Origin of the sequence: Algoriphagus confluentis, from assembly GCF_036245625.1 — a bacterium.
Classification (GTDB): domain Bacteria; phylum Bacteroidota; class Bacteroidia; order Cytophagales; family Cyclobacteriaceae; genus Algoriphagus; species Algoriphagus confluentis.
Genome location: NZ_BTPD01000008.1, coordinates 170,084 through 183,120, shown reverse-complemented (window position 1 = coordinate 183,120; position 13,037 = coordinate 170,084). Strand labels below are relative to the sequence as shown.

Annotated in this window: 13 protein-coding genes; 8 read left to right on the top strand and 5 right to left on the bottom strand. The window is 44.8% G+C overall.

What is annotated here, in order from left to right; translation table 11 throughout:
• Positions 1 to 281 precede the first annotated feature (281 nt).
• From AAA943_RS13575 to AAA943_RS13555, 5 genes are all read right to left on the bottom strand, one after another.
• On the bottom strand, positions 282 to 1,847 hold the full coding sequence (locus tag AAA943_RS13575) for a M20/M25/M40 family metallo-hydrolase (protein WP_338224806.1): 1,566 nt from the start codon (positions 1,845 to 1,847) through the stop codon (positions 282 to 284).
• 100 nt (positions 1,848 to 1,947) lie between these two features.
• Positions 1,948 to 2,316 (bottom strand): DUF6567 family protein, encoded by a 369-nt coding sequence (locus AAA943_RS13570; protein ID WP_338224805.1) that lies wholly within the window; start codon positions 2,314 to 2,316, stop codon positions 1,948 to 1,950.
• Positions 2,317 to 2,407: 91 nt separating this feature from the next.
• Entirely contained in the window at positions 2,408 to 2,983 is a 576-nt protein-coding gene (locus AAA943_RS13565; protein WP_338224804.1) for a sugar O-acetyltransferase, read from the bottom strand.
• Positions 2,984 to 3,053: 70 nt separating this feature from the next.
• Positions 3,054 to 3,440 (bottom strand): PIN domain-containing protein, encoded by a 387-nt coding sequence (locus AAA943_RS13560; protein WP_338224803.1) that lies wholly within the window; start codon positions 3,438 to 3,440, stop codon positions 3,054 to 3,056.
• 1 nt (position 3,441) lies between these two features.
• Positions 3,442 to 3,636: a type II toxin-antitoxin system VapB family antitoxin gene (locus tag AAA943_RS13555; protein ID WP_187174583.1), complete on the bottom strand. Its 195-nt coding sequence runs from the start codon at positions 3,634 to 3,636 to the stop codon at positions 3,442 to 3,444.
• A gap of 192 nt (positions 3,637 to 3,828) precedes the next feature.
• Between AAA943_RS13555 and AAA943_RS13550 the strand changes: the two genes are divergently transcribed.
• The 8 genes from AAA943_RS13550 (at position 3,829) to AAA943_RS13515 (ending at position 13,031) form a co-directional block, all read left to right on the top strand.
• Complete coding sequence (locus AAA943_RS13550) at positions 3,829 to 4,716, top strand: EboA domain-containing protein (RefSeq protein WP_338224802.1); 888 nt, start codon at positions 3,829 to 3,831, stop codon at positions 4,714 to 4,716.
• A 49-nt stretch (positions 4,717 to 4,765) separates the two neighbouring features.
• Positions 4,766 to 5,677 (top strand): TatD family hydrolase, encoded by a 912-nt coding sequence (locus AAA943_RS13545; protein ID WP_338224801.1) that lies wholly within the window; start codon positions 4,766 to 4,768, stop codon positions 5,675 to 5,677.
• A 3-nt stretch (positions 5,678 to 5,680) separates the two neighbouring features.
• A complete protein-coding gene (eboC, locus tag AAA943_RS13540; protein WP_338224800.1) occupies positions 5,681 to 6,595 on the top strand; it encodes a UbiA-like protein EboC in 915 nt (304 codons plus the stop codon).
• 72 nt (positions 6,596 to 6,667) lie between these two features.
• A complete protein-coding gene (locus tag AAA943_RS13535; protein WP_338224799.1) occupies positions 6,668 to 7,822 on the top strand; it encodes a 3-dehydroquinate synthase in 1,155 nt (384 codons plus the stop codon).
• Positions 7,823 to 7,836: 14 nt separating this feature from the next.
• Positions 7,837 to 9,048 carry a metabolite traffic protein EboE gene (gene eboE / locus AAA943_RS13530; protein ID WP_338224798.1) on the top strand — a complete coding sequence of 404 codons (1,212 nt, stop codon included), beginning with the start codon at positions 7,837 to 7,839 and terminating at the stop codon, positions 9,046 to 9,048.
• 257 nt (positions 9,049 to 9,305) lie between these two features.
• Positions 9,306 to 10,676, top strand: coding sequence for an alkaline phosphatase family protein (locus AAA943_RS13525; RefSeq protein WP_338224797.1), 1,371 nt, complete (start codon positions 9,306 to 9,308; stop codon positions 10,674 to 10,676).
• Between the two features lie 72 nt (positions 10,677 to 10,748).
• The gene (locus tag AAA943_RS13520; RefSeq protein ID WP_338224796.1) at positions 10,749 to 11,903 is read left to right on the top strand and encodes a DUF4221 family protein; all 1,155 of its coding nucleotides are present in this window, start codon (positions 10,749 to 10,751) and stop codon (positions 11,901 to 11,903) included.
• 6 nt (positions 11,904 to 11,909) lie between these two features.
• Positions 11,910 to 13,031 carry a DUF4221 family protein gene (locus tag AAA943_RS13515; protein WP_338224795.1) on the top strand — a complete coding sequence of 374 codons (1,122 nt, stop codon included), beginning with the start codon at positions 11,910 to 11,912 and terminating at the stop codon, positions 13,029 to 13,031.
• Positions 13,032 to 13,037: the final 6 nt, after the last annotated feature.

Here is a 13,037-nt window from a genome sequence, read left to right as displayed (position 1 = left end):
ACTAATTTAGGACTTTCAAAAAGTCAAATTGAGTCTTAGATTTGTTGCAATCAGTAAAATAGTCAATCACCGAGAATAATCATTGTAATAGGATTTTAGTCACCCTGAGCGAAGTCGAAGGGTCCTCGACTCCGCTCGGGCTGACTTAATTTTCGTATCTAGATTTAATCCATTATTTCTAGAAATGTTGAAGGGTCATCCACTCGGCCATTTGCGTCAAATTTCACTTTTGAATATGCCTCACAATTTTTAGTAAGGTGACAAATTCGCATCAGCCTCTTTTATCTCGAGATTCGTTGAAATAGAATTCCTCCCTGTCTGGTCGGAGATCTTGGAGTAGGCCAGTCTGTCGGTTCGCCGGTACGGAAATCAATTGGAATTCTTCGTTCTCTTGACACCATATTTTCCTCTTCACAGGCCATGTAAACTAAGATAGCAGTCAGGATCGCGTTATTTTTTATGTCGTCAAAGACCAATTTGTCATAGGTATCCAGATTGGTATGCCAAGTGATCGTGCCATAATCCCAAGACAAAGAACTCAAGTTAAATGCAGGGACTCCAGCGGCCACGAAGGAAACGTGGTCGGTTCCGCCCGAACCCGGATTGCCAGGGAAGGAAGTCTCGATGTCTCTCGTGATGTTTCTTGGTACTTTGTTGAGCCATCTACCCAGGTATTCGTAGCTGTCCACATATCCCTGTCCTGAGATATTGGCTATTCGTCCGGTTCCATTGTCTTGGTTGAAAAGCACCTGGATTTTTTCCAACATTTCCGGATGGTCCTCCACAAAAGCGCGAGAACCGTTCAGACCTTGTTCTTCCGAGCCCCAGTGGCCCACCAATATAGTCCGCTTAGGATTCGGGTAGACTTTCTTTAAGATTCGCATCACCTCCATCATCAGGATAGTACCAGTACCGTTATCGGTTGCTCCAGTGCCTCCTTGCCAAGAATCCAAATGAGCGGACAGCATCACATATTCTTCTGGCTTTTCGGAGCCTTTGATTTGTGCGATGCTGTTGTAGGTAGGCTGTAGTCCGGTTTCTTTGGACTGGGCATTGACATGGATTTTCGGTTTTTTGCCGCTTTCCACCAGTCTAAATAACATTCCGTAGTCCTCGATCGAGAGATCAATTGTTGGGACTTGTCTGGTCGAAGCAGAGAAGATTTTATTTGCGCCCAGAGCCCTGGACCAATAGGAGGTGACCACACCCACAGCGCCGGCATTTTCCAATGCTATCGGTAGGGAAGTTCGGTTTTTACCGGTTTTTTGGGTGCGTTCCAGCCAAGCTTTCTCCAAGGCGGCTCTTTTTTCCTTTATGGCTTCGAAAGATTCTTCGGTTCCCCATTTTTCCCAGTTGTCATCTGGACGTCCGGTAAGTTGCGGGGCAGAAATCATGACGTATTTGCCTTTCACGGATGGAAGCCAATTTTGGAATGCTACCGAGTCTTGCAAATCCGGCAAAACGATTACTTCGGCAGTCAACCCACCCTCAGGCGAAGATGGGCTCCAGGACAGTTGGGTTCCTGCCAAGGTTCTTACCCAAGGTTCGACCATATCGATGTGGGTGGTACCACGATCCCAACCTCTCCATTCCCCCCATTTTTCATTTTTTGCTTCGATACCCCAGGATTGGTATTGATTTACGGTCCAATCATGGGCCTGCTGCATTTGTGGAGTACCCACGAGTCTCGGTCCGATTCCGTCCAGAAGTTCGTGGGCAAGCGTTTCAAGTTGAGAGTTTTCACTGGCTTCTTTGATTATCGCATCAATGACTTGTTGATTTTGAGCCTGTACTTTGACAGACACCAAAAGCAAAAGCCCAAGGCCGTAGCGATAGATTTTTTTCATAGGGATCTAGTTTAGATCCTAAAAATAAAAGTGTGGGGAAGATTTAGGCTAACCGTTGGTGGAATGGAAATAAAAAAACCAGCGCTTGGCTGGTTTAATGTCACTTTGTAAATTCAACTACATCTGCTGATACATTCACTTGGTGCTTCCAGAAAAAGAAGAAAAAAGAGTTTTTGACAGAAAAGGTTTCATTGATTAATGCTTTTGACCCTCCTTCTAGATTAGCATTTTGATACATATTGGATCTTGCGGACTCTACAAGGGATTTTTTGCTTAATCCTCCTAATCCGAAAACATAAGTTGCTTTTGCTTCTCCCTGTACTCTTTCTCCGACTTTAAAATTGTCTTGGGATAAAATCACCTGAGTGTTCTGAGACTTGAGATTTCCTGTGTAGGCACTGTGTGTAGCGCAGCTTGTACCTGTCAAAAGTAATGCCCCGATCAGAGCAAATTTTAAAGAGTTTTTCATAGAATTAATTGATTGTTTACAAAGATAATCAATTAGGATTAAGGGGTGAACGTTTGGTTTTAAAAACCTTGGAGATTACGGGATAGAAAAATCACATTTCCCTTACCACCTGACAGGGATTTCCAAAAGCCAGCACATCATCCGGCAGGTCTTTGGTCACTACCGAACCCGCCCCGATCGTCACATTATTGCCGATGGTCACGCCTGGAAAAATCACTGAATTGCCTCCAATCCAAACATTATCACCAATGGTCACCGGTTTGGTGGAGGTATGATAGCGAGTGCTGTCACCCACCTGATAGATCCGGTCGGAAGCTTTTAGCGGATGGGTTGCCGTATAAATCTGCACATAGGGAGCGATCAGACCGTTTTTTCCGATGCTGATTTTGTTGTCATCGAGAAACATGCAATTGGTGTTGACAAAGGTGTTTTCCCCAATTTCGATGTTGATTCCGTAGTCGCAGAAAAAGGGAGTTTCGATCCAAACGCCTTTTTCCACTTTTCCCAAAAGTTGACTGATTAGCTCATTTCTCTTTTCCAAATCCCGGCTATCACACGTATTGTAAGCTAAAATTAAGGCCCGGGCCCGATGGTAAAGCTCGAGGAGTTCGGGATCACGGGAGTCATAAGCCTCTCCGTCTAGCATTTTTTGGAGGTTGGTTTTCATCCGAAATTAGTTTCAATACTTATGGCTTTATGGATTATCAACCTCTTAGAATTTTTTCTAAAAGGTTATTTCAGGAGATCAATTTGAAGTTCAAAAAGCTTTGCATCAATTTGAAATGCTTATCAAAAGAATATAAAGTCAGGTTTTCTTCAATCACTTGTTGTAGAATGATCAAGTCAGGAATACCAACCTTGTTTATTCCATTTTTGAGATTAAGAATTTGATATTGCCTTATCAAGTCCCAATCAATAGCAAATGGGATCTTTTCGATTGAAAACAAGCTTTCAATAGCTTCTGTCTTTCGTTGAAGCTTTAATTTTGGAATTAATTCGCATAAGATAATGTCGTTAGTGGAAACTATATCTTCTTCAAGAAACTGATCTAAATGAGTAGGCCTAGAGTTTTTGAAGAATTCGATCCAAACGGAACTATCTACTAAAACCGAAGATCTGTTCATTCTACTTTCTATCTCTTAAAACATCTAAATCAATATCCAGATCTATTGATCCTTTCATGTTGATTAGTCTTTTCCTCTTGTTTCTGGCGATTTTTTCCTCCAGAGCCAACTTTATAGCTTGGCTTTTGGTAGTTGAGCCGGTTATTTTCATTACCTCCTCGATCAGTTCTTCGGGAATTTCGATGGTTGTTCTCATGGATTTATATGCAGTATTGCATCATTATTTATGTAAATCTAACCTCTTATTCAAAAATAAGGTTCTCCTCAGAGTAAATTCTTCATGATTTTAATCAGGATTGGCCTTTTCACCTTCCTTTTACCACATTTCCCTTGGCTTTTCTGAGGCTTTTGGATTTACTTTAACTCCGCTTCAAACCCGGAGAAAAACATGCAAACCCAAACTGACTTATCGCCTTTTTTTGAAGGTATTTTGGCTTCAAGGGCTAATTCCAAATCAATTGATTGGCTGAAATCCCAAACCGAAAAAATCAATTCTGACGCATCGCCCACCAAGTTTTTCTTGGCGTTTTCCCAAGCTTCCCGGTTTTTCAAAAAGGATCAACTGAATTTGACGGAAACTGAAATAAATCAAGCAAGTGGCTTTGTTACCGGTTTTAACCCATTGCATTGGGATGTATTGCAGACCGCAAGGACGTATTTACTATTAAAATTTGGCCCCGGAAAAGAAGCTTGGCTCAAAGCGGTCAATCTGCTATTTGAAACGGGAGACTTGCATGAGCAACAGGCCTTGTATTCGGCTCTGCCGCTAATGCCTTATCCGGAGGAAATGCTTTCCCGAGCGATCGAAGGCTGCCGAACCAACATGACTCTGGTATTTGATGCCATCGCCTTAACTAACCCCTATCCCAAGGAAAGATTTCCGGAGGCCAACTGGAACCAAATGGTCCTGAAATCCATCTTTATGCAGCGTCCGATATATCGGATTTCGGGCTTGGACGAAAGGAGAAATCAGGCTTTGGCGGAAATCGCTTCGGATTTTGCCCATGAGCGCTGGGCAGCCGGACGGCCTGTGATGCCTGAATTGTGGCGTTTGGTGGTTCCTTTTCTCAATGACAAATTGCTGGAAGACCTGAAAAAAGTCGTCTTTTCTGAAGATCAATTGGAATCCGAAGCAGGAGTCTTGGCTGCCTACCAATCCGACTTTGCGCCAGCTAAAGACCTGCTTAAATCCTTCCCCGAAACAGTCTCCGCCATTGAATACGGAGAAATTTCTTGGGAAAAAATCGGAAAAGATTTTCAGGAAAAAAGAGCGTAATCAGGCTAAATTCAAATAATTTCAGACACTTATCCACATCGATACAACCATGGAAATGTACATAGATCCCCATATTCACCTTGTCTCCCGTACCACCGACGACTACGAAGCCATGCGAAAGGCAGGCATCGTCGCCACTATAGAGCCAGCCTTTTGGCTGGGTCAGCCGCGTACGGAAGTAGGATCCTTCAAAGACTACTTTTCCACCCTGGTCGGTTGGGAGCGGTTCCGAGCGAGTCAGTTTGGAATCGTTCACTATTGCACTATGGGATTGAATTCCAAGGAAGCCAACAATGTGCCCCTGGCTGAGCAGGTGATGGAATTACTTCCGCTTTATGCAGGTAAGGAAGGCGTAGTGGCTATCGGGGAGATCGGTTACGATGACCAAACCGAAGCCGAAGATCGTTTTTACCGACTTCAACTGGAATTAGCGAAGGATGTCAATCTTCCCGTATTGATCCACACTCCTCATCGAGATAAAAAGAAAGGAACAACCCGCTCCATGGACGTGGCCGAAGAGCATGGCATGGATCCGGGATGGGTGGTCGTAGATCACAACAACGAAGAGACGGTCAAGGAAGTGTTAGATAGAGGATTTTGGGCAGCATTTACCATTTATCCACATACCAAAATGGGTTCCGAGCGCATGGTTGAGATTGTCAAGCAATATGGACCCGAGCGGATCATCGTGAACTCAGCAGCGGATTGGGGGATTTCTGATCCGATCGCCGTGCCAAAGACAGCCGCCCTCATGCGTAAAATGGGAATTCCGGAAGAGCATGTGCGTCTGACTACTTATCAAAATGCTTTGACGGTATTCGGTCTCAGTGGACAAATGCATGAAGACGATTGGCTCAAAGCTCCGCCGATCGATCAGACCAAAAAATTGGGAGGAAATTCCATACTTCGCGGAGGTCAGGTGCCTCGGGTCGAAGGTCCTGCCGATCGGGTAGAAAATTAATCCATGAAAAACACCAAGCTTTTCGCTTATCTACAGCTAACCCGCCCAGCCAATGTGATCACTGCGATCGCAGACATCTGGGCGGGTTTTGCCATTGCAGGTGCCTGGGACTATATGGCCACCAACTGGATCTATGGAGACCAGCAATTTTGGTGGAATCTACTTTGGCTTTCATTGAGTACTATTGGTTTGTATGCAGGTGGAGTCGCATTCAATGATGTCGCAGATGTTGATTTGGATGCCATCGAGCGGCCTGAGCGCCCTATTCCGAGTGGAAGAGCCTCCAAAAATGCTGCTTTTTTTATGTCTTCCTTGCTTTTGGTTTTTGGAGTGATCTGTGCCTTTCAGGTCAATCCAATCGCCGGGATTTTAGCTATTTCCATTGCTGCTTGTGCCTTGCTGTATGATTATTGGGGAAAGCATCAGCGCATCCTCGGGCCGATCAATATGGGTCTTTGCAGATCCGGAAATCTCCTTCTTGGGGTGAGTGTAGCTCCGGAAGTGCTGGAGAAAATCTGGCCGATATGCCTTTTGCCCTTGATCTATGTCTCTGCTATTACCATGATCAGCCGGGGAGAGGTGCATGGAAAAAACCGAAAAGCTCTTTTCGCAGGAGGTGCTATGTATGCCTCCATTTTCTTGGCGATTTTTGGCTTGGCCTATCTGGAGAGTCCGGGATACCTGCAAGTGATTCCTTTTTTAGCTTTGCTCGGCTATATGATCTTTCCGCCTTTGGCAAAAGCCATCCGAACACAAGAACCCAAATTCATCGGCAAATCGGTGAAAGCAGCTGTGATTTCACTCATCCTTGTCAATGCTTCTTTGGCTTCTGCCTTTTCGGGATGGCCCATTGGAATCATCGTTTTGCTGCTTCTTCCCATTTCCCTTTGGTTAGCCAAAAAATTTGCTGTAACCTAGGCCCGATTTAAACCTATTTCTTTCACAACTTGTATTGAAAGAAAACCCCGAATAACCTATTGCTTGCAAACCATGAATACGATTCTCGAACAGTCCTTTTCGGTTCCTTTCCGCTACCCGGTAGCGTTTACCGAGAATCTATTTGATCCACAAAATCAAATCCTCGCCAATGTGCTTCGTGGCGAACGCGTGCCCAAGGTACTTTTTGTCATCGACAGCGGAGTGGCCGATACGCATCCCCGCTTGATCTCTGAAGTGAAAAACTATGCTTTGGCACATGCAGATGTATTCACCTTAGCCGCCAAACCAATGATTGCAATCGGGGGGGAGGCCTGCAAAAATGAGGAATCCGAATACCAAAAGATCGTAAAAGCGACGCATCTCTATGGGATCGACCGTCATTCCTACATTGCAGCCATCGGTGGCGGTGCTGTACTGGATATGGTGGGCTTTGCCGCGGCCATTTCCCATCGGGGCATTCGCCTGATTCGGATTCCGACCACCGTTTTGTCCCAAAATGACTCCGCTGTAGGTGTCAAAAACAGTGTCAATGCCTTTGGGAAAAAGAATTACCTAGGGACCTTCGTTCCGCCTGTCGCGGTATTGAATGATTTCAATTTCCTCAAAACGCTGGATGACCGTGACTGGAGAGCAGGAATCTCCGAAGCCATCAAAGTGGCGTTGATCAAAGATTTGAGTTTTTTCGAGTGGTTGGAAAATGCGGGAGAAGCACTTGCCAGAAGAGAGATGGAACCTATGAAAGTCCATATCATTCGTTCTGCGAAAATGCACATGGACCATATTGCAGGCAAGGATCCTTTTGAATTTGGAAGCTCCAGACCCCTGGATTTCGGACATTGGGCCGCACATAAATTGGAAAAATTGAGCGATTTCCGCATCCGCCATGGGGAGGCTGTGGCCATCGGGATTGCCTTGGATTCTGCCTATTCCTATTTACAAGGCCGAATTACCGAGTCCGATTTTAACCGAATCATCAATCTGATGCATACGCTGGGTTTTGAGCTTTTTGCTCCGGAATTGCAGGGAGAAAATCTGATCCAAGGACTAAAAGAATTCCAAGAACACTTAGGCGGTCAATTGACCATTATGCTCCTGGAAAAGTTGGGAAAAGGGGTGGAAGTGCATGAAATGGATCCAGAATTGATCTTTAAATCTGTGGAAATTCTCCGTAGGTTAGAGAAAAAGTCTGCCATTCACGCTTCCTGATTTTTTCCCAGCCTATGAAAATCCATGACTTTCACCTCAGCTATTGCAGCAATATCCATCCCGGAGAAACCTGGGATGCAACCTTCGAAAACCTCAAGATCTATATTCCTGAGGTCAAAAATCGGCTAAAGCACAAAGGTCCTTTCGGAATTGGTCTCCGCCTCTCTCATGAGGCATCCCTGATATTGCAGCGTCCGGAGCGGATGCGGGAGTTTCAGGACTGGTTGAAAAAGGCAAATGCGTATGTGTTTACCCTGAATTGCTTTCCCTATGGAGGCTTTCACCGGACCAAGGTGAAAGAAAATGTCCACACGCCAGATTGGACTACACCGGAACGAAAGGATTACACCATCCGGAGTTTTCGGATTTTAGCCCAACTCCTTCCTGAAGGAATGGAGGGAGGAATTTCCACTTCCCCACTTTCTTACCGGCATTGGTTTTCCTCCGAAAAGAAGAAAAATGATGCGATCCAAAAATCTACGGATCACCTGATGGAGGTGGTGGAGGAGTTGGTGAAAATCCATCAGGAAACCGGTAAGCTCCTGCATTTGGACATAGAGCCAGAGCCTGACGGAATACTGGAAAATTCGGATGAACTGATCAGCTATTTCCATAATTGGCTGTTGCCCAAAGGGAAAATGGCCTTAGCTGAAATGCTAGGAGTTTCAACTGATGAGGCGGAAAAGCTGATCAAAACCCACATTCAGGCCTGCTACGATGTATGTCACTTTGCGATCGTGTATGAAAATCCTGCTGAGACATTCAAGAAGTTGGCATCCGCAGGGATTCAAATCGGAAAGATTCAGATTTCGGCTGCGCTGAAGGTGATGATTCCGGAGTCCGCCGTGGAGCGGTTTACACTCAGCAAGCGATTGGAAGAATTTGCCGAATCGACCTACCTGCATCAAGTCGTCGCTCGAAAAAAAGACGGTCAGTTTGCCTCTTATCCCGACTTGCCTCAGGCCATCGAACACTTGGGAAAAACCAAGGATTTGGAATGGAGGATTCACTTCCATGTTCCGGTATTTTTGGACAACTATGGCTCATTCCAGTCTACTCAAAGCGACATTTCCCTTGTACTCAATCAAATTTTATCCTATCCAAAAATCACCAATCACCTGGAAGTAGAGACCTACACTTGGGAAGTTTTGCCTGAGGACACACACCTGACCTTGGGCGAGTCAATTGCTAGGGAGTTGAGTTGGGTGATCGGAGAGATGAAGTAAAATAGCCCTTCGACTCCGCTCAGATTGACCGTGGTGTCAGGCTGAGCAAAGTCGAAGCCATAAAGAGCATTTGAGAAAGTCTTAATGATCTGTGCATTTACGATTGTTGAAATTCGATTTACGAGGAGCGGAGTAGTTTTGGGCTTTTTCTCAGGATTTATCCTTTTTGAGAACAAGGTTTGAAGTTCAATTGGATGTCGTAAATCGTAAATCTGAATTCGTAAATAAAATTTGGTTTTGCCAAATGATTAAAAATTATGAAAAAGACCGTAGTCCTGGATATCGTTGCCTTGTCTCCCCGAGTGATCGGAGAGCATACGCCTTTTTTGAAAAATTGGATTGCTTCCAAAAAGCAAGCCGTGGTCGAACCTGTACTTCCTGCAGTGACGTGCTCGGCTCAATCCGTGTATCTAACTGGAAAGTGGCCCACCGAAAACGGCATTGTGGGCAATGGGTGGTACTTTCAGGATGAATGCGAGATCAAGTTTTGGCGGCAGTCCAATAAGCTGGTGCAGGCTGAAAAGGTATGGGAAGTCCTCCGGAAAGAGAATCCCGGGTTCACCATAGCCAATATGTTCTGGTGGTACAATATGTACTCCTCAGCCGACTATGCCGTGACTCCGCGTCCTCTCTATCCGGCGGATGGCCGCAAATTGCCCGATTGCCATAGCCAACCCATGGAGCTGCGCGACCGACTACAGGCGGAGTTAGGTCAGTTTCCGCTTTTCACCTTTTGGGGGCCGAATACGACCATCGAATCCAGCAAGTGGATCGCCGAGGCAGCCAAAAAGGTGGAAGATTGGTACAATCCTACTCTGAATCTCATCTATATTCCCCATCTGGACTACAATCTGCAGAAATACGGCATTGACTTTTCTAAGATTGCTAAAGACCTTCGCGAAGTAGACGACTTGGCCAAGGACCTGATTACCTTCTTTGAAAATCGGGGTGCTGAGGTCCTGCTGCTCTCTGAATATGGCATTACGAGTGTGAGTAATCCGATTCACCTCAACCGGATTTTCCGGGAAAAGGGCTGGATTCAGGTGAAAAATGAATTGGGTCGAGAGACGCTAGATGCGGGAACCTCCGCTGTTTTTGCGGTAGCGGATCATCAAGTCGCCCATGTCCATGTCAACGATCACTCCAAACTTGCAGAAGTCAAAGCCTTGCTGGAAAAGACTCCGGGTGTCGAAAAAGTGTTGGATTTCCAAGGCAAAAAAGATTACCACCTCGATCACGACCGTTCGGGGGATTTGGTGGTGATCGCCGATGCAGATTCTTGGTTTACGTACTATTTCTGGCTGGACGATGCCAAAGCACCTGACTATGCGCGCTGCGTGGATATCCATCGCAAACCCGGGTACGATCCTGTTGAGTTGGTTTTGGATCCCGCGATCAAAATCCCGATTCTGAAAATCGGCTCCAAGGTGCTGAAGAAAAAACTGGGTTTCCGCTACTTGATGGATGTGATTCCCTTGGATGCAACCTTAGTGAAGGGCGCTCACGGGCGAATTCCCGAGTCGGACTTGGACAAGCCGCTTTTGGTTGGGGATTCCAGCATTCTTGACACGGAACGAATCCAACCCACAGCAGTTTTTGACCTGATCATCAAAGCAGTAAATCGTTAAGATTCTCAAAAACTCTAGATAGTTTTTTGATCTTAGTTTATTCTCGCTTTCTTAGTAGAAAACTTATTTTCTATGAGAAAACTTTTTCTGTTTTTTTTAGCGCCCTTCATTTTTTCCTGTGGAGGGAATACTTCTGAAAATGCCGAATCAGGAAATATCTTAGAGAATCTGACGCTCGCCATCGATACGGTAGTGGTCGATCCCAAAGGAGAAATCATTGATTTGGGGTATGGAATCAACAGGTCCTCCATTTCTTCGGATGCTAGGACCCTTTACTTTTTTGACATGAGAAAGACTATGATCAATGAAATAGACTTGGATAAATTAGAGCTGATTGGTAGTTATCCATTTTCTAAAGAAGGACCTAATGCAGTTGGTTTTAATCCTCCCAGTATCCAATCCTTGGCCAATGATCGATTTTTGATCACTTCTCCCATGATTAATGTCGGAACCTACACCAAGAATGGTCAGAAAGAAAAAAGCTTAAAATTCAATTTCAAAGAAATTGAAGGACTGGGTGTGGATGAAGAAGGCTTGATCACCAATAGAATTACCCTTTCCCATGATGAGAAGCAAATGTTTGCTCTTACTAGGCTAGACCCCTCTGAAAAGGAAGTCAGACTCTTGATAATTAATCCCAACGCGAAAACCGGAAAGAGTATCGAGCTGCCCAACATGCTTCAGACATTAAAATTAACCTTGTTGTTACGACTCGAAGAGCAAAAAAGGATGGCGAGGACCGGTGAAAACATTTGGCTGAGAACCATGAATGAAGCGCTTCATATCACCAGTTCGGTCACCTCTGACCTGTATGTGTATGACTACAAAAAGGATTCTTTGCGCTTGGTTGAATTCGAACATCAACTAGTCCCCAAAAGAAAAACCGGTGATTTTGAAAGTAATGTGTTTACCGATGAAAAAGAGTTTGAAGATGCTATGGAAAAGCAAATGAATCAGATTGCTTTTAGGGAATTGATTTGGGATGAACAGCGAAAGCAATTCTTCCGCTTTGGGTATAGGCCGATTAAAGATGCAGAAGGCAACTGGTACAAGCGCGCGGAAGTTTACTTTTTTGTTTATGATGCCGATCTGAAACTGTTAGGGGAAAAATTTCTGCCCGAATTGACCAATGTGCCTGAATTCACCTTCTTCAAAGACGGCAAGCTTTGGTCCTATGTCAATGTGGAGGATGAACTGGGCTTTGCGGTGATGGAGTTAAAGTTTTAACAAACCATGAGAAAATTAACCCTGCTTCTAAGTCTTCCTCTTCTGTCTTCCTGCAGCGGCAACTCCTCTGAAAACACCGAATTAGGAAATATCTTAGAGAATCTGACTTTTACGCTGGATACGGTGATGATCGATTCCAAAGAAGAGCTTTTGTTTCTTCAGTGGGGATTGGCAGGATCCACTGTTTCCCAAGACCAAAGTGAATTTTTCAACTTCATTCCCAAAGATTATGAGCTAGAGCAGTTTGACCTTGATTCCCGGACTCTTTTGAAGAAAATTAGCATGGAAAGGGAAGGGCCTTTGGGAACAGGAGATGCTCAATTGATCCAAATGGATAATCAAGGGAACATCTACTTTATCGGTTTGTGGGAATTACGGATTTTCAATCCCAGTTTGGACTCGATGACCTTGATCAAGTTGACTCCTGAGGTGCTCAGTGGATTGGAACCCGAAGATGCGGTTGGTTCAGAAGCTATGGTGACGGCGGATGGCAAGTTTTTCATTTCCACTTATTTCTCAAAAGGGCAGACCCAAGCTGGCATGTTGGTTGTGTCCCTTCAGGATCTGGCTGCCAAGAAATATCCCTTCGATCTGGGTAAGAAATTAGACCCTTTTGCTTTTAAGCTGGTCGAAGATGGAGCCCTCAGGATGAGTACGGTGGAGCGGATCTTTCTTACGGAAGTGGACCAGAAAATTATTGTTTCTTCAGTGCATTTCAATGAGGGGTATATTTTGGATTTGGCCAAGGATACTTTGATGTTAAAGTCCCATCATTCTCAGCTTACTGCCGATGAGAAGAAAAGGCCTGAAAAGTCAATCGCTGAATCCTTTCCGGAATTGGAGAACCTTATGGAAGAATCGGGAAGCCAAGTGCGATTTGGCGGATATGTTTTTGACCCGATTCAAAATCGGATTTGGAGATTCTCCCAAGAACCGGATAGTCCGAAAGGAGGTAAAAAGTCGTACAAAAATGTGGTGACGCTTTTTGATTTGGACCTAAATCAGCTTGGAGAAACATTCCTAGAGATTTCGCCTGAAATGCCCATGTTTTTCAAAGACGGCAAGCTCTGGTCCTATGTCAATGTGCAGGATGAATTGGGGTTTGCGGTGATTGATTTTAAATTTTAACAAACT